Genomic DNA, 16,683 nt, shown 5'->3' with positions numbered 1-16,683 from the left:
GGGGTCCGCGTACGGATCAGGCCGGGCCCGCCGCCTCCCTGTCGGCGGGCCCTTCGCCCGCTGCAGGACCCGGGTGCGGCCGGTCCGCGAAGCCCTCCACCGCGTGGACGCCGGCCGCCGGGTCGAGGCCGTCCCACACCCGGTGGCCGGCCGGGAAGCCCAGCGAGACCAGGGTGTTGACGAGCATCCCGCGCGCCACGAACGACGTGTTGCGGGCCGCGTCCGCGCCCGTCGTCGCGTGCACCGCGTCCCACAGCTCCTGCCAGTGCACGCGGACCGTCTCGGCGAAGACATGGTCCCCGTCGGCCTCCGCCGCGGCCGCGGCGGCGTAGACCTGCATCTGCATCAGCAGGTTCTCCGGTTCCTTCACGATGACCCGCGTGTACGCGTTGGCCATCGCGCGCATCGCCTCCTCGCCGTACAGCCCGTCGGCGGCCCGCACCAGCCGCTCCGTGATCTGCGCCAGGCAGCGGCCGGCCGCCGCCAGGAACAGCGCCTGCTTGCCGGGGAACAGCCGGAACAGATACGGCTGCGACACCCCCGACCGCCGGGCGATGGTCTCCGTAGAGGTGCCGTGGTACCCGCCCTGGGCGAACTCGATCATCGCCGCGCGGACGACGACCTCCCGCCTCTCCTGCGCACTCATCCTGACCATGGCGTCAAAGCTCACCGCTGCGTGACGCCACGTCAAGCGGGGGCCAGGCGCGGAAATCGAGACACATTCGAGGAATGCGCCAGAGGGCGGTGCGACATTCGCAGGGTCGAGAACCGCTCGCCGACGGCTCGATGACCCAACCCACCACCCAGTGAGGCAGGACGGGAATGAGCGACAACCTCTTCACGATGTTTCCCGGACAAGGATCGCAACGCGCCGGCATGGCCGCCCATCTGCTTCGCGAGCACCCGCGCACGGCAGGACGCGTCCTGGCCCATGCGCAGGCGGCCACGGGCCTCCCGCTGGCGGAGCTCTGCTCCACCGCCCCCGCCGAGGACCTGGAGCCGACCGAGATCGCCCAGCCCGCCATCGTCGCCACGAGCCTCGCCGTGTACCAGGTGCTGCACGAGGAGACCGGGTTCGTGCCCGGCGCGGTGGCCGGGCACAGCCTCGGCGAGTACACCGCCCTCGTCGTCGGCGGGGTCCTCGCCGCCGACGACGCCCTGCGCCTGGTGCGCCGGCGCGGCGAGCTGATGGCCGGGGTGTCCCAGCGGGTCTCGGGCGCCATGGCCGCGCTCATGGGCCTCGCACCCCGGCAGATCGACGACATCTGCGCGCAGGCCTCCGGGCTCGGCGTCGTGGAGGTGGCCAACTACAACGAGGCCGGCCAGACCGTGGTCTCGGGACAGGAGGCCGCCGTCAACGAGGCGGTGCGGCTGGCCCTGGAGGCGGGTGCCGAACGCGCCGTGCCGCTGAAGGTCTCCGCCCCCTTCCACTGCTCCCTCATGAGCGTCATCGAGGACGAGTTCGCCGCCGAGCTGGGCCGTGTGACCTTCCGCGAGCCCAGGCTGCCGGTGTACAGCTCGGTGACCGGCACCCTGGTACGCGACGGTGCCCACGCCCGCGATCTGCTGCGCCGCCAGCTGGCCGGCCCGGTGCGCTGGGTCGACGTACTCGCCGCTGCCGCCCAGACCGTCCCCGACGGCTATCTGGAGGTCGGTCCCGGCCGGGTCCTCAGCGGCTTCGCCAAGCGCACCGCGCCCGGCGCCGACGTGCGCAGCACCAATGACGCACGCCGCATCACCACCCTCCTGCGCGACCTGCGACAGGAGTCCCCCACGGCGGCCGCCGCCTAGGCGCCGACCGCTCCCGGCGTACCGGCGTCCGCGCCGGCCCGTACGCACCAACCCACCGAAAGGCAGCCAGCGGTGTCCGAAACCCTGATTCCCACGTTGACCGACTACCTCTCCGCAGTGCAGGCCGCCGTCGCCGACGCCCTCGGCATCGACGAGGACGAGGCCGTTCCCGAGGCGACCCTGCTGGGTGAGCTGGGTGCGGAGTCGATCGACCTGCTCGACATCCTGTTCCGGCTCGAGCGCACCACCAAGGTGAAGATCACCGTGGCCGACATCGCCGACCTGCTCCAGGGCGGCATCCCCGACGAGGAGTTCGGCGACGAGAACGAGGTCGTCAACGAGACCGGCCTCGCGCACCTGGAGAAGGTGCTGCCGCAGTTCGACCGCAGCCAGCTGACCGAGCCGCTGACGGCCGAGGGCGTGCTCGGACTGTTCACCGTCCAGAACCTCACCGACCTGCTGACCGAGCGGGCCAAGGCCGCCGAGGCCGCCTGACCCGCCGCCGCTCTCCGTGGCCGGTGTCCGGGCCAAAGGCGTCCCGGACACCGGCCGCGGGGCCCCGGGCACCCGGCCGCACGGCCGTACCCCGGGGCAGCCCACGCCGCCCATCTCCCGGCAGAAACAGGAAGAGACAGATGAAGCTGAAGGACCGCACCGCCTTGGTCACCGGAGCCTCCCGCGGCATCGGCCGGGCCATCGCCCTGGGACTGGCCGAGCAGGGGGCGGCTGTCGCAGTGAACTACCGCTCCCGCCAGGACGACGCCCTGGCCGTGGTCAAGGAGATCGAGGCGGCGGGCGGCCGGGCCGTGGCGATCGGCGCGGACGTCGCCGACCCGCAGGACGCGGCCCGCCTGGTCGCCGAGGCCAACCGCCAACTCGGCCCCCTGAACCTGCTGGTCAACAACGCCGGCGTGAGCGACGACGGACTGATCTACGACTCCCCGCCGGATGCCTGGCTGGACGTCATGAAGACCAACTTCGGCGGCGCCTACCACTGCACCCACGCCGTCATGGAGCAGTTCATGGCGCAGGGCGAGGCGACGATCGTCAACATCTCCTCCGCCATGGGGGAGCGCGGCTGGATCGGCCAGTCCAACTACTCCGCCTCCAAGGGCGCGCTCAACTCGTTCACCCGCTGCGCCGCCGTCGAGCTCGCGCGCTTCGGCGTCCGGGTCAACGCGGTCCTGGCCGGCTTCACCCCGACCGAACTGGTCGAGGAGGTCATGCAGCGCGACGGCGGCAAGAGCATCAAGCGGCAGATCCCGATGCGCCGGTTCGCGACCGTCGAGCAGGTGGCCGCGGCCGCGGTGTTCCTGGCCGGGCCCGACTCCGGCTACACGACGGGCGAACTCCTCTGTGTGGACGGCGGATTCTCCGCCCAGCTCGGCGTCGGCCGGCCGTGACGGGCCGCAGGAACCCGGAGAAGAGACGACGATGCGATTCCATCTGATCGACAGGATCGAGACATGCGCCCCCAGTGAGCGCATCACGGCCCGCAAGGTCACCTCTGTCGACGAGACCTACTGGCAGAACACCCAGGACGGGCCCGTCCTGCCCTTCGGCCTCGCCCTGGAAGCCCTGTGCCAGGCCGCCACCTGGCTGATCATGATCAGCACCGACCACCGGCTGCGCGCCGCGCTGCTCGCCGTCGGCGAGGCCACCGCGCACCGGGAGGTGCAGCCCGGCGAGGTCCTGCACATGGAGGCGAGGATCGAGTCGATGAACGAGGACGCCGCCGTCCTGGACGGGACGGTCACCGTGGACGGCGAAAGGGTCCTCGAGGTCAGCGGCCTGCTGTGCGCGCTCATCGACGCCGAACGCCTCGACGACCCCGCGAACACCCGGCGCATGGCGCACCAGCTCCAGGGCGGAGGACCGGTCGGATGACACGCGTAGCCATCACCGCGGTGGGGGCCGTGACGCCCCTCGGCAACGACGCCGACACCACCTGGGAGGGCCTGGCCACCGGCCGCAGCGGCGTCGGCAAGCTGACGACCTTCGACGCCGAGGGTTTCGCCGTACGGATCGCCGCCCAGGTCAAGGACTTCGACGCGAAGACGGCCATCCCGGCCCGCGTCGGCCGCAAGCACCTCTCGCGCGTCGGACAGTTCGGCGTCGCGGCCGCCTGGGAGGCGGTGCGCCGGGCCGGACTCGACGAGGTGTCGCAGGACGTCTACCCCGCCGAGGAGCGCGGGGTCTCGATGGGGGCCAGCGTCGGCCGCCCCGAGCTGCAGACGCTCCTGGACATCGGGCATCTGCGGGCCACCACCGGCCGCTCCGACGCCTTCATCTGCCAGCCGCCGGCCGTCACGCTGACGGACGACCAGAACGTACCGCTGGCCGCCATGGCCCGGATGATCGGCGCCACCGGCCCCATGATGGGCATCAGCACCGCCTGCGCCGGGTCCGGGCACGCCATCGGAGAGGCGTTCCGCGCCATCCAGGAGGGCGACGCCAAGGTCATGGTCGCCGGGGGCTACGACTCCCTGACCACCTGGCTCGACATCCTCGGCTTCAGCCTGCTGGGCGCGCTCACCGACCAGCACAACGACGACCCCGAGCACGCCTCACGGCCCTTCGACGCGGACCGCTCCGGCTTCGTCGTCGGCGAGGGCGCCGTCGCCGTCGTCCTGGAGGACATGGAGACGGCCCGCGCCCGCGGCGCGACGATCCTCGCCGAGGTCCTGGGCTACGGCTCCACGCTCAACGCCTACCGCATCACCGACTCGCCGCCCGACGGCTCCGGCGCGATCCAGGCCATGGAGGGCGCGCTCGCGGACTCCGGCCTGAAGACCGGCGACATCGACTACGTCGTCGCCCACGGCACCAGCACGCACGGCAACGACCACTCCGAGACCGTCGCCATCAAGAAGGTCTTCGGCGACGACGCCGAGGGCCTGGTCGTCAGCGCCCCCAAGTCGATGGCCGGCCACCTGACATCGGCCAGCCTCGGCCTGGGCGTGCTCGCCGCGATCGGCGCCATGAAGCACTCGCTGGTGCCGCCCACGGTCAACCTCGACAAGAACGACCGGGGCCTCGACCTCGACTACGTGCCGCACACGGCCCGCGCGATGCCGGTCGGCGCCGCCCTGATCAACGCGTTCGCCTTCGGCGGCAGCAACACCAGCATCGTCATCGGCGCCGCACGGGAGGACGCATGACCGCCACGACCGGGCCCGAGGCCACCGCCACAGCGCCCGTCTTCGACCGGATCGAGGAACTCGTCCCGGGCGACCGGGCCGTGGCCGTGCGCAACGTGCCCAACACCCTGACGTTCTTCGACACCCACTTCCCGCGCCACCCGATCCTGCCCGGCGTGCTGCTCCTGGAGAGCATGGCCGCCCTGGCGAAGGCGGCGGCGGGCGGCGAGCGTGCCTGGCGGCTGGCATCCGTACGGGCGGTGCGCTTCAAGCACTTCGTCGGCCCCGGCGACCAGGTGCGCATCACCGTCGAGGTCACCAAGAGCACCGAGCAGACGACCGAGGTACGGGCGACCGCCAAGGTCGGGGACCGGGTGGTCGCCACCGCCCGCACCCTGACGCTGGTGGCCGCGGGCCGGCCAGGGGAGGACACAGCATGAGCGACGACGGACGCCGTGTGGTGGTGACCGGCATCGGGCTGATGACCGCGATCGGCCAGGGCGCGGCACAGACCTGGCAGAACCTGCTCGACGGCCGGACCGGCATCGGCCCGCTGAAGGCATACGACCCGGCGCCGCTGCGCACCGGCATCGGCGCCGAGATCCATGACTTCGACCCCACCGAGTGGGCGAAGCGGCGCACCCTGCGCATGCTGTGCCGGGGCGACCAGCTGGCCCTGGCCGGGGCGACGCTGGCGCTGCGGGACGCGGGCCTGGACGACGTCGGCGACCTCGGTCACCGCAGCGGGCTCTTCCTGGGCAGCAACAAGGAAATGCCCCGCATGGACGAGCTGATCGCCCAGCTCCAGGCCGTACGGGCGCCGGACGGCACCCCCGACCTGCACAAGCTCGGCCAGACCGCCTCCTCGGTGGTCGCGCCGCTGTTCTTCGTGGAGGGGCTGCAGCCCGCGGCCGGCTTCCACATCTCGGAGAAGTACGGCATCCGGGGCGCCAACTCCTACTTCGCCGGCACCGCCGACTCCGGCGCCATGGCGATCGGCCGGGCCATGCGGACCATCCGCCGCGGCGAGGCCGATGTGATCGTGGCGGGCGGCTACGACGACGCCACCGGCTGGTGGGCGATGTCGAAGATGGACGGCCTCGGCGTGCTGTCGACCCGTCCGGAGCTCGGCGCGGAGGCGTTCCGCCCCTTCGACCGGGACCGCAGCGGATCGGTGTTCGGCGAGGGCGCGGCCCTGCTCGTCCTGGAGGACCGCGAACACGCCCTCGCCCGCGGCGCGCACGTCTACGCGGAGGTCACCGGCTTCGGCTCGGGCAACGACTGCGTACGCCCGCCGAGCCCGCAGCCCCGCGCGCGCGGCCTGGCCCGTGCGATCGGCCGGGCGCTCTCCGACTCCGGCGGCGCCTTCCCGGACGGCAGCTACATCGCCGCCCACGGCTGCGCCACCCGCCAGGGCGACGCGAGCGAGACCCTCGCCCTGCACGACGCGCTCGGTACGAGTGCCAAGGCGGCGCTCATCAGCAGCGTCAAACCGCAGACCGGCCATCTGGTCGGCGGCGCCGGGGCGCTGAACGCGGCCGTGGCCGCGCTCACCCTGGACTCCGGGGTCGTCCCCGCCACCCAGAACCTGCACAACGCCGCCGACGACTGCGATCTCGACTACGTACCCCTCACACCACGTGAGACCCGCCCCAGCAACGCGCTGGCCCTCGCCCGCGGCCTGGAAGGCCAGGCGGTGGCCATCGCAATGGAGCGGACCTGATGACGCACAACCCGAAAGGAGTCGCGACATGAGCCACGGCGAGCACAGCACCGGCACTTCGCCGGACAGCAGGGCTCGGTCCCGGCGGACCGTCGTGGTCTGCGGTGTGGGTGCGGTGACGGCCCACGGCGACGACGTCACAGCCCTGTGGGAGGGCGTCAAGGCCGGCCGCTCCGCCATCGGACCCGTACAGGGCATGCCGATGGAGGGATACGGCACCGAGATCGGCGGCGAGGTCAGTGACCCCCGCACCCCCGCGTACGACTATCTGGCGGCCTTCGGCGGCCACGAGCGCGAACCCGCCGTGGACTTCGCCCTGGTGGCGGCGCAGGAGGCGATGCGGCAGGCAGGTCTGGCCGACGTCCCCGGCGCCCGCTGGGGCGTGGCCTTCGGCTCCTGCAACGGCGGCCTGCGCAGCGCCGAGAAGCTGTCGCGCCGCGCGGACGACGACCAGCCGCCCGTACCCGAGGACGGGCGCCACTACCTGCTGGTCCCGCCGCAGGCGATAGCCGAGGCGCTCAGCAGCGCCTTCGGCCTCCTGGGCCCCTCCCTGTCGGTGAACACCGCCTGCGCTTCCGGGGCGCACGCCATCGCGCACGCCACCGAGGCGATCGGCGCGGGCCGGGCGGACGCGATGCTGGTGGGCGGCAGCGACGCCTTCACCGAGACGGCGTTCGCCGGCTTCACCAGCCTGCAGTCGCTGTCCACCAAGCCGGCCGCCCCCTACTCCAAGGACCGTGACGGTCTGTCGCTCGGCGAGGGCGCCGGGATGCTCGTCCTGGCGGAGGAGTCGGTGGCCCGCGCCGCCGGCGCCCCCATCCTGGCCGAGGTGCTGGGCTACGGCCTGTCCGCCGACGGCTACCACGCCACGGCCCCGCACCCGCAGGGCGAGGGCGCGGCCCGCGCCATCCGCTCCGCGATCGAGGCCGCCGGCATCGCCCCGGAGGACGTCGGCTACATCAACGGCCACGGCACCGGCACCGCGAAGAACGACACGGCCGAGAGCAACGCCGTACGGGCCGCGCTCGGCGAAGCCGCCGAGACCACCGCGCTCAGCAGCACCAAGTCCATGGTCGGACACCTGCTGGGGGCGGCCGGCGCGGTCGAGGCCATCGTGACCGTCCAGGCGCTGGTCGACCAGATCGCCCCGCCCACGGCCAACTTCACCGAGGTGGACCCCAAGTGCGGTCTGGACGCGGTGCCCGACCCGGGCCGCGCGCACGCCATGGACGTCGCCCTGTCGAACAACTTCGCCTTCGCCGGCGCCAACGCGTGCGTCGCCTTCGGCCGGCCCGGCAGCCGCACCTTCACCCCTGCCGCCGTGCCGCCCCCGGAGAAGGTGGTGATCACCGGCTTCGCCGGGATCACCTCGGCCGGTGACGGCGCCGACGCGCTGTGGGACGCCTGGCGCGAGGGCCGCGCCCTCGGCACGGAAGAGGACGGGCTGCGCGTCGCGCGCGCCGACTACGACCCGCAGAACTACATCAGCCCGCGCGAGCGGCGCCGGATGGACCCGCTCGGGCAGCTCGCCGTGGCGTCCTGCCGGGGCGCCCTGGAGCACGCCGGACTGACGGCGGACGAGCGGGTCGGGGTCGTCCTGGGCACCGGGCTCGGCCCGATGCGCAGCATCGAGGCGTTCCTGCTCCCGGTGCTCGCCGGCTGCCCCGCGCACGGCAGCCCGGCGGTGTTCCCCAACACGGTGTTCAACGCCGCCGCCGGACAGGTCGCCATGAACGTGGGCGCCAAGGGCCCCACGTACACCGTGACGACCGGGCACGCGGCCGGGGCCTCCGCCCTGACCGTCGCCCACGACCTGCTGCTCCAGCACCGGGCGGACGCGGTGCTCTGCACGGCGGTGGAGGACCTGTCCCCGGGCGTCCTGGACGCCTACCGGCAGCTGCCGCTGTTCGACTCCGCCGACTACACACTGGCCGAGGCGGGCATCGCCCTGGTCCTGGAGCGGGAGTCGACCGCCCGTGCCCGCGGGGCGCGGATCCTGGCCGAGTTCGCCGGCCACGGCACCACGTCCGACGCGCGGGGCATCGGCCGCTGGGACCCCCAGGGCGGCGGGGTGGAGCGGGCCATGCGCCAGGCTCTGGACCACGCCGGGGTCACGGCGGGCGAGCTGACCGGCATCTGGGCCAACGCGGCGGGCCTCAAGCGGGCCGACGCGCCCGAGGCGCTGGCCACCGACCGGCTGGCCGCGCCCGGGCACACCCCGGTGCACACGCCCAAGCAGGTGCTGGGCGAACCGGCGGGCGCCGGGGCGCCGCTGTCCGCGCTGCTCGCGGTCACCGGCTGGGAGCGGGGCATGGACAGCGGGCCCGTCCTCATCAACAGCTCCTCGCTCGGCGGCACCCACATCAGCCTCGTCCTGCGTCCCGCTACGGAGAAGTGACCATGTCCTCCAGTTCCGACCGTCATGTGTCCGTCCTCGCCACCGGCGCCCATCTGCCCGGCGAGCCGCTGGACAACGAAGCGCTGGCCCGGCTGTGCGGGCCGCTGCCCGACGACGTCCTGGAGGGCATCCAGGTCCAGCGCCGTCACTGGATGATCGACCCGGCCACGGGCGAACACCTCATCAGCACGTCGGCCATGGCCACCGCCGCCGCCCGCCAGGCGCTGGAGCGGGCCGGCGTCGAGCCGGCCGAGGTCGACCTGATCGTGGTCTCCACGGCCAGCCCCGACTATCTGCTGCCGGTCGCCGGGACCTACGTACAGGAGCAGCTGGGCCTGGAGAGCTGCGCGGTCATCGAGGTGCGGGCGGGCTGTGTGGGCGCCGTGCAGGGCCTGGACATCGCCCGCCGCAACCTCGCCGACGGCACCTACCGCACCGCCCTGGTGATCGGTACGGAGTCCGTCTCGCCGCTGCTGGCCCCGGTGTTCCTGGGCCAGGACCCGGAGCGGGTGCGGATGCGCGACCGCCTGACCGTCTACACCTTCGGCGACGGGGCCGGCGCCGTGGTGCTGCGGGCCGGCGAGGAGGGCTCCGCGCACGAGGGCAGCCGCCAGGTGTTCGCCACGCAGTCGATGGGCGGGGCCCGCAAGCCCGGCATGCTGATCGTGGGCGGCGGCACCGACGTACCGCTGGCCGAACAGCAGCGGCGCAAGCGGCTGATGGACATCAAGCTCGACATCCCCGGCACCGCGCAGTTCGGGCCGAGGGTCTTCGTCCGGGGCATCCACGACATGCTGGAGCGTTCGGGCCTCGAGCTGGCCGACCTCGACGCCTGTGTGCTGCCCGAGGGCAACGCCGAGTACTTCGCCAGCGAGTACGGCACGGCCGGGCTGTCCGCCGAGGACCAGGCCGTGCTGAGCAAGAACATCGTGGAGAACCTGACCGACGTCGGCGCCACCGGCTCCGCGGCGGTCCCGCTGGCCCTGGACGCCGGCTGGGTGGAGGGCCGGATCCGGCCGGGCCACAAGGTGCTGCTCCTCGCGATCGAGGCCAGCCGCTATCTGTACGCGGGTCTCACCCTCACCTGGGAGGCCCCCTTCCCCGGGAAGTGATCTCCGCTTCCCCCGGCGGCCACCGCCCACCACCGCAGCCCCTCGCGGGCGCCGATACCGAGAAGGATGACAACGTGTCGACACAGCAGCTGGTGCACACCGACGAGAGCGTGGAGGAGCGCAACAAGCGGACCATCCGCGCGGTCTTCGACACCTTCGTGAACAAGGGCGACTTCTCCATCGTCGACGAGATCTACAGCCCCGACATGGTCGACCACCAGCCGCTGCCGGGCGCCCCGGAGGGGCTGGAGGGCGTGCGCTACACCATCGCCGGTCTGCGGGAGGGCTTCCCCGACCTGCACGTGACCATCGAGGACATGAGCGCGCACGCCGACCACGTCGTCATCCACAACACCTGGCGCGGCACCCACCTCGGCGAGTTCCTGGGGATGGAGCCGACGGGCCGGTTCATCGAGTTCAAGGGCGTCGTCGTGTGGCGTCTGCTGGACAACGGCCTGATCGCCGAACGCTGGGGCATCGGCGTGGACTCCAACATGCTCTCCGAGCTCGGCATGCGCCGGCTGGCCCCGGCCGCGCGCGGCGCCGCCCGCGCGGGCGCGCGCCGGGAGGCGCGGCCCGCCTCGGTGGTGGTGGCCGCCACCGAAGGCGCCGCCGCCCGCTGGAAGGAGACGGAGGCGGAGCTGTCCGGGCCCCGGCTGCGCGCGTACGAGGCGTCCCGCCGGCGTGCGGGCGTCGTGCACGAGTCGATCGCCGTGCAGCGGCTGGACGGCAGGGACGTGGTGGTGCTGCGGGTGGAGGCCCGTGACCCGGCCGCGGCCGCGCGGAAGCTGAACGAGTCCACCGACGCCTTCGACGCGTGGCTGCGGGCGGCGGTGCTGGAGGCGTTCGGCGCCGACCCGTGGGCCGAACTGGCCACCGGGCAGCGCGCCGAGCAGGGCCATGTGTGGTCCTCCGTGAACAGCGAGCTGGTCCGGGACTGAGGGCCGCCCCGGCCGTTCGTTGCCCTGTCGCACTTGACACCTCCGGTCGCTGGTTCCCGGGAATTGTCAGTGCTAGAATTTCTATCGACGATAAATCCGGAAGGAACCGAAGATGCGGCAACGAAAGCTCGGCAGCCAGGGGCTCGTGGTCTCCGAGCAGGGACTCGGATGCATGGGCATGACCTTCGCCTACGGCCCGGTCGACGGCCAGGAGGCTCTGCGCACCGCCGACCGGGCCCTCGAACTCGGCGTCACCCTGCTCGACACCGCGGACTTCTACGGACCGCACAGCAACGAGGAGTTCGTCGGCCGCGTCATCGCCGGACGCCGCGACGACATCGTCGTCTCCTCCAAGGTCGGCAACGAGGTCGCCCCGGACGGCAGCATCACCGGCAAGCTCAACGGCAGCCCGGAGTACATCCGTACGGCCGTCGAGGGCACCCTGCGCCGGCTCGGCACCGACCGCCTCGACCTCTACTACCTGCACCGCGTCGACCCGGACGTGCCGGTCGAGGAGTCCTTCGGCGCCCTCGCCGACCTGGTCACCGAGGGCAAGGTCCGCTACCTCGGCATCTCCGAGGCGTCCGCGGCCACCATCCGCCGCGCCCACGCGGTCCACCCGCTCAGCGCCGTACAGACCGAGTACTCCCTGTCCACCCGCGACGTGGAGAACAACGGCGTCCTGGCGACCGTCCGCGAACTGGGCATCGGCTTCGTCGGCTACAGCCCGCTGGGCCGCGGCCTGCTGACCGGCGCCATCCGCAGCCTCGACAACCTGGCCGAGCAGGACTTCCGCCGCGTCGTCCCGCGCTTCCAGGAGGAGAACCTCGCGGCCAACCTGACCATCGTCGAGCGCCTCGAAGCGCTGGCCGCCGCCAAGGGCATCACGACCGGCCAGCTCGCGCTGGCCTGGGTCCTCTCGCAGGACGTCGTGGCCATCCCCGGCACCAAGCGCGTCAGCTACCTCCAGGAGAACATCGCCGCCTCCGACGTGCGCCTGAGCGCCGAGGACCTCGCGGCGCTGGACGAGATCGCCCCGCACGGATCCACCGTGGGGGACCGTTACCCCGCCGGCGCCATGGCCACGCTCGACGGCTGACACGCCCGCGAAACCCGAAGGTGAGTGAGTACCGACCATGGCCAACATCACGATCATCGGCGGCGGGCTGGCCGGCCTGACCGCGGCGATCGCCGCCGCCGAGCAAGGCGCCCGCGTCACTCTCCACGAGGCGCACTCCCAGCTGGGCGGCCGCGCCCGCTCGGCGGACGGGCCCTACATCACCAACGACGGCCCGCACACCATCATGAACAACGGGCCCGCCTGGCAGTGGCTCATCCAGCGCGGTGTGGCCGGCCGCTACGTACGGCTGTCCTTCCACGAGTGGACGCGCATGCGCTTTCGCCACCAGGGCAAGCTGCGGATGACCCTGCCGCCCGGCTACATGCGCATGACCCTGCTGAAGCGGGACCGGCCCGTCCCCATCGACCGCTCCTTCCAGGACTGGGCCAGTGAGAACTTCCCCCAGCAGACGGTCGACGAGGCCCTCGGCTTCCTCGGCCCGATCCTCTTCGACGGGGACCCGGGCCGGCTGTCGGCGGCCTTCGTCTGGGAGCGGCTGCTGCGCGTCGGCACCCCCAAGTTCCCGCTGCCCAGCCGCTACTTCATCGGAGGCTGGGGCCAGCTCGTCGAGCGCATGGCCCGGGTCGCCCGCCGGCACGGCGTGGTCATCGAGACCAACTCCCGGCTGACCGAGCTGCCCACCGACGGGCCGGTCATCATCGCGACCTCGCTCGCCGCCGCCCGCGGCCTGCTGAAGGACCCCACCCTGGAGTGGCCGAGCGGCACCTCCGCACTCGTGGACATGGCCGTCACCCGCTCCAAGAAGGACGGCAACGTCTCCTTCGACATGGACGAGGGCGGCTTCACCTCCCAGTACTCCGACCACGACCGCTCCCTCGCACCCGAGGGCCACGCCCTGTTCCAGGGCGCCATGCCGATCCGGCCCGGGGAGAACAAGGCCCAGGCGATCGCCCGCCTGGAGAAGCTGTTCGACCTGACGACCCCCGGCTGGCAGGACCGCACCCTGTGGCGGCGCGAAGGCGTCTCCCGAGGCCGCACCGGCGCCCTCGACCTGCCCGGACTGAGCTGGCGCGACCGGCCGGCGGTCGACCGCGGCGACGGCATCTACCTGGTCGGCGACAGCGTCGCCGCACCCGGCATCCTCGCCGAGACCTCCATCAACAGCGGCCTGCGCGCCGCCGAACTCGCCGTGCAGGCCCGGCCTGCGGCCGTGACCGTGCCCCGGACGACGCCGGCGGTGACGACGGCGGCCACGCCGTCCCACTCCATCCTGTAACCCGACCCTGCAAGGGGGGTGCACGCATGAGAATCACCCTGTCCCAACGTGGTACACCGGACTGGCAGATCGCGGCGGACCTCGCTCACGAGGTGTTCGCCAAGCAGTACCAGGCCAGCGTCCAGCCCGACCCGGACGCCTTCCTGGCGTTCTTCGAGGACGCGGGGGACGGCACGGAACAGGCCCTCGCCTGCGCGGGACTGTCCTTCCCCGAGGGGGACACCCCCCTCCTGCTCGAACGCTATCTCGACGCCCCGGTGGAGGACGTCCTCAGCACCGAGGCCGGCGTCGCCGTCAAGCGCTCGCAAGTCATGCAGATCGGCAACGTCGCCTCCGTACGGGCGAGCGCCGGCGGCGAGATCATCAGGGCCATCCCCCTGATCATGGCCTGCCTCGGCCGCCCGTACGCGGTGATGACGATGACCGGCCGGCTCGCCGCGCTGATGAAGCGGCTCGGCTGCATCTTCCACCCGCTCGTCGACGCCTCCCGCGACCGGCTCTCCGCCGAGGAAGCCGAACAGTGGGGCTCGTACTACGACACCCGGCCGGTCGTCGGCTGGGCCGAGGCCGCCGAGCAGAGCACCCTGCTGCTCGCCGCGATCGGCCGCTACTGCTTCGAATCGGTCGACATGCGGTTCGTCGCGAACCGCCCCGAGCAAAGGGTGCTGACCCGTGCTGCCTGACACCGAGCGCACCAGCCTGACCGGCGGACTGCTCCAGCAGGCCGGCAGCGACGCCGTCATGGTCCGCGTCCTGTCCGCCGACGCGTCCGGCGCCCCCGCCGAGTGGACCTACCGCCAGATCATCGGCGCCTCCCTGCGCCTGGCCCGGCGCCTCGACCGGTGGGCCGCCGAGAACGGCCGCCCCGCCCGGATGGGGCTGCTCGCCGAGAACTCCCCCGAATGGGTCGTCGCCGACCTCGCCGCCCTGTTCTCCGGCGCGGTCGAGATCCCCGTGCCCACCGCCTTCGCCGCCGAACAGGCCGCCTCGCTCCTGGAAGCGGCCGACCTCTGCCTCGTCGACGACGCCGGCACCGCAGCCCTCGCCCGCTGGACCGAGGTGTCCGCCGCCAAGGTGCTCCCCGGCAGCTGCGAGGTCCTGCCCGTCGACCTGCCCGCCCTGCTCGCCGAGCCGTTCCGGACCGGCGACCTGAGGACCGGCTCCTCCGGCGAGGACGCCGTCGTCAAGGTCATCCACACCTCCGGCACCACCTCCGCCCCCAAGGGCGTGCAGATCCGCCGGCACGGCCTGGACGCCCTGCTCACCTCCCTGCGCGCCCGCACCGGGACCGCGCTGTTCGAGCGGTACCTCTCCATCGTCCCGCTCAGCCTGCTCATCGAGCAGGTCGCCGGCCTCTACATGCCCTTCCTCGCGGGCGGTTCGGTCTCCTTCCTGCCGCCCGGCACCGCCCTGGTGGGCACCGCGGCCGACGCCGGACCCCGGATGCTCGCCCTGCTGCGCCAGGCCCGCCCCACCGCGCTCGTCGTCCCGCCCACCGTCGCCGGCCTGTTCCTCGCCCTGTGCGAGGAGCAGCCCGGGGAGACCGCGGCCGAGCGGCACCTGCGGATCTTCGGCCACCCCGGCCCGGTGTTCATCGCCTGCGGCGGCGCACCCGTCCCCGCCGAGATCCTGGAACGCCTCGACGCCTTCGGCCTGACCGTCCACGAGGGCTACGGCCTCAGCGAGAACTCCTCCGTGGTCTCCTGGAACTTCCCCGGCGAGGTCAGGTTCGGCACCGTCGGCCGCCCGCTGGACCACGTCCAGGTCGAGCTGGCCGAGGACGGCGAACTCCTCATCCGCAGCACGTCGCTGTTTGCCGGCTACACCCGCGAGGACCCCTCCAGCGTGGTCGTCGACGAACAGGGCCGGCTGCACACCGGCGACCTCGCCGAGATCGACGAGGACGGCTACCTGCGCATCACCGGCCGCAAGAAGAGCCTGATCATCACCGCCGGCGGCCGCAACGTGTCACCGGAGTGGGTGGAGGGCCGCTACCGCGAGCTCGGCTTCGTCCGCGAGAGCGCGATCGTCGCCGACGCCCTCGAAGAGGTCCACGGCCTGTTCGTGGTCGAGGCGGGCCTCGACCACGACACCGCCCGCAGCCGCATCGACGCCTTCGGCCGGGAACGGCTCTCCGTCGTCGAGCGCGCCGCCGTCATCCACCTCATGAACGAGGACGACCCCGAGTACGCGCGCTGCTTCACCGTCACCGGCCGTCCGCGCCGCGACGTCATCCGCACCCACGTGCTGACCGGCCGCCCCGCCGGCGCGTCAGCCGCACCGACGCCCATCGAGGAGAAGGCATGAGCACCACCGTGAAAACCACCCCCTACGGCACCGGCAGCGGTCTGCTGGTGGAACCGGCCGAGGGCGGCTCGCTCGCCGACGTCGACCGCAAGGAGCTCCTCGACCTGCTGGCCGAGGCGGGCTTCCTGCTGCTGCGCGGATTCGACTCGGACATGGCGTCGTTCACCGCACTCGTGCAGAACACCTCGACGTCCACCACCCTCGACCCCGCCCGCGACTTCTACTCCGAGGTCGCGCAGAAGGTCGACGCCGGCTTCGACGAGGTCGGCCTGCACACCGAGAACGGCAACAGCCCCTTCCGCTCCCACCTGGCGTGGTTCTTCTGCGAGAAGGCAGCCTCCTCCGGCTCCCAGACCACCGTCTGCGACGGCTACCGTGTCTGGGACGCCCTGTCCCCGGCGGCCCGCGAGGCCTTCGCCGCGCAGGACATCGTCTACAGCCGCTACGTCGGCGAGGCCCAGTGGCGTGCGATGGCCCACCACCTGCTCGGCGGCACCAAGCCCGCCGAGGAGATCGAGGTCTCCGAACTGCTCGCCCTCACCGACCAGCTGGCCGGCACCGAGATCACCCCGGAGGCGGACGGCGGCATCCGCTACGCCTTCCGCACCCCGGCGGCCGGCTCCACCGTGTTCGGCTCGCGCCCATCCTTCGCCAACAGCATCCTGGGACCGTCCTTCAACTACGAGAAGCCGAAGATCACCTTCGCCGACGGCACCGAGTTCTCCCCCGAGCTCCTCGCGGAGATCGAGACGGTGACCGCCCTGGTGACGGAGAACCTCGACTGGCAGCACGGCGACGCGGCCGTCATCGACAACACCCGCGTCATGCACGGCCGCCGGGCCATCACCGACCCGGACCGCACCATCTACAACGCCCTGAGCTACATCGAGGCACAGGCCGCCTGACGGGACCGC

16 protein-coding genes are annotated in these 16,683 nt (G+C 72.6%); 15 read left to right on the top strand and 1 reads right to left on the bottom strand.

Annotated elements, in window-relative coordinates; genetic code table 11:
• Positions 1 to 16 precede the first annotated feature (16 nt).
• Entirely contained in the window at positions 17 to 655 is a 639-nt protein-coding gene (locus RLT58_RS35430) for a TetR/AcrR family transcriptional regulator (RefSeq protein WP_311314832.1), read from the bottom strand.
• Between the two features lie 167 nt (positions 656 to 822).
• On the opposite strand from RLT58_RS35430, the gene fabD reads away from it, so the two are divergent.
• The 15 genes from fabD (at position 823) to RLT58_RS35355 (ending at position 16,674) form a co-directional block, all read left to right on the top strand.
• Complete coding sequence (gene fabD / locus RLT58_RS35425) at positions 823 to 1,791, top strand: ACP S-malonyltransferase (protein ID WP_311314831.1); 969 nt, start codon at positions 823 to 825, stop codon at positions 1,789 to 1,791.
• Positions 1,792 to 1,875: 84 nt separating this feature from the next.
• Positions 1,876 to 2,286, top strand: coding sequence for an acyl carrier protein (locus RLT58_RS35420; RefSeq protein ID WP_311314876.1), 411 nt, complete (start codon positions 1,876 to 1,878; stop codon positions 2,284 to 2,286).
• Between the two features lie 140 nt (positions 2,287 to 2,426).
• Positions 2,427 to 3,194 carry an SDR family NAD(P)-dependent oxidoreductase gene (locus RLT58_RS35415; protein WP_311314830.1) on the top strand — a complete coding sequence of 256 codons (768 nt, stop codon included), beginning with the start codon at positions 2,427 to 2,429 and terminating at the stop codon, positions 3,192 to 3,194.
• A gap of 31 nt (positions 3,195 to 3,225) precedes the next feature.
• Positions 3,226 to 3,678, top strand: a complete 453-nt coding sequence (locus RLT58_RS35410; RefSeq protein WP_311314829.1) for a hotdog family protein — start codon at positions 3,226 to 3,228, stop codon at positions 3,676 to 3,678.
• On the top strand, positions 3,675 to 4,952 hold the full coding sequence (locus RLT58_RS35405) for a beta-ketoacyl-[acyl-carrier-protein] synthase family protein (protein WP_311314828.1): 1,278 nt from the start codon (positions 3,675 to 3,677) through the stop codon (positions 4,950 to 4,952). The genes RLT58_RS35410 and RLT58_RS35405 overlap by 4 nt, the downstream gene beginning before the upstream one ends.
• The gene (locus RLT58_RS35400; protein WP_311314827.1) at positions 4,949 to 5,371 is read left to right on the top strand and encodes a 3-hydroxyacyl-ACP dehydratase FabZ family protein; all 423 of its coding nucleotides are present in this window, start codon (positions 4,949 to 4,951) and stop codon (positions 5,369 to 5,371) included. The genes RLT58_RS35405 and RLT58_RS35400 overlap by 4 nt, the downstream gene beginning before the upstream one ends.
• A complete protein-coding gene (locus RLT58_RS35395; RefSeq protein WP_311314826.1) occupies positions 5,368 to 6,654 on the top strand; it encodes a beta-ketoacyl-[acyl-carrier-protein] synthase family protein in 1,287 nt (428 codons plus the stop codon). The genes RLT58_RS35400 and RLT58_RS35395 overlap by 4 nt, the downstream gene beginning before the upstream one ends.
• Positions 6,655 to 6,682: 28 nt before the next feature.
• Positions 6,683 to 9,052 (top strand): beta-ketoacyl synthase N-terminal-like domain-containing protein, encoded by a 2,370-nt coding sequence (locus RLT58_RS35390; protein WP_311314825.1) that lies wholly within the window; start codon positions 6,683 to 6,685, stop codon positions 9,050 to 9,052.
• A 2-nt stretch (positions 9,053 to 9,054) separates the two neighbouring features.
• A complete protein-coding gene (locus RLT58_RS35385) occupies positions 9,055 to 10,164 on the top strand; it encodes a 3-oxoacyl-ACP synthase III family protein (RefSeq protein ID WP_311314824.1) in 1,110 nt (369 codons plus the stop codon).
• 74 nt (positions 10,165 to 10,238) lie between these two features.
• On the top strand, positions 10,239 to 11,105 hold the full coding sequence (locus RLT58_RS35380; RefSeq protein ID WP_311314823.1) for an ester cyclase: 867 nt from the start codon (positions 10,239 to 10,241) through the stop codon (positions 11,103 to 11,105).
• 112 nt (positions 11,106 to 11,217) lie between these two features.
• On the top strand, positions 11,218 to 12,204 hold the full coding sequence (locus RLT58_RS35375) for an aldo/keto reductase (protein WP_311314822.1): 987 nt from the start codon (positions 11,218 to 11,220) through the stop codon (positions 12,202 to 12,204).
• A gap of 37 nt (positions 12,205 to 12,241) precedes the next feature.
• Positions 12,242 to 13,462, top strand: a complete 1,221-nt coding sequence (locus RLT58_RS35370; protein WP_311314821.1) for an FAD-dependent oxidoreductase — start codon at positions 12,242 to 12,244, stop codon at positions 13,460 to 13,462.
• A gap of 26 nt (positions 13,463 to 13,488) precedes the next feature.
• Positions 13,489 to 14,145 (top strand): thermostable hemolysin, encoded by a 657-nt coding sequence (locus RLT58_RS35365; protein ID WP_311314820.1) that lies wholly within the window; start codon positions 13,489 to 13,491, stop codon positions 14,143 to 14,145.
• A complete protein-coding gene (locus RLT58_RS35360) occupies positions 14,135 to 15,769 on the top strand; it encodes an AMP-binding protein (protein ID WP_311314819.1) in 1,635 nt (544 codons plus the stop codon). The genes RLT58_RS35365 and RLT58_RS35360 overlap by 11 nt, the downstream gene beginning before the upstream one ends.
• A complete protein-coding gene (locus RLT58_RS35355; protein WP_311314818.1) occupies positions 15,766 to 16,674 on the top strand; it encodes a TauD/TfdA family dioxygenase in 909 nt (302 codons plus the stop codon). The genes RLT58_RS35360 and RLT58_RS35355 overlap by 4 nt, the downstream gene beginning before the upstream one ends.
• Positions 16,675 to 16,683 lie beyond the last annotated feature (9 nt).

Origin of the sequence: Streptomyces sp. ITFR-16 (assembly GCF_031844705.1) — a bacterium.
Taxonomy (GTDB): Bacteria; Actinomycetota; Actinomycetes; order Streptomycetales; family Streptomycetaceae; genus Streptomyces.
Note: the sequence above shows the minus strand (reverse complement) of the source record. Positions and strands in the feature narration are given on the sequence as shown.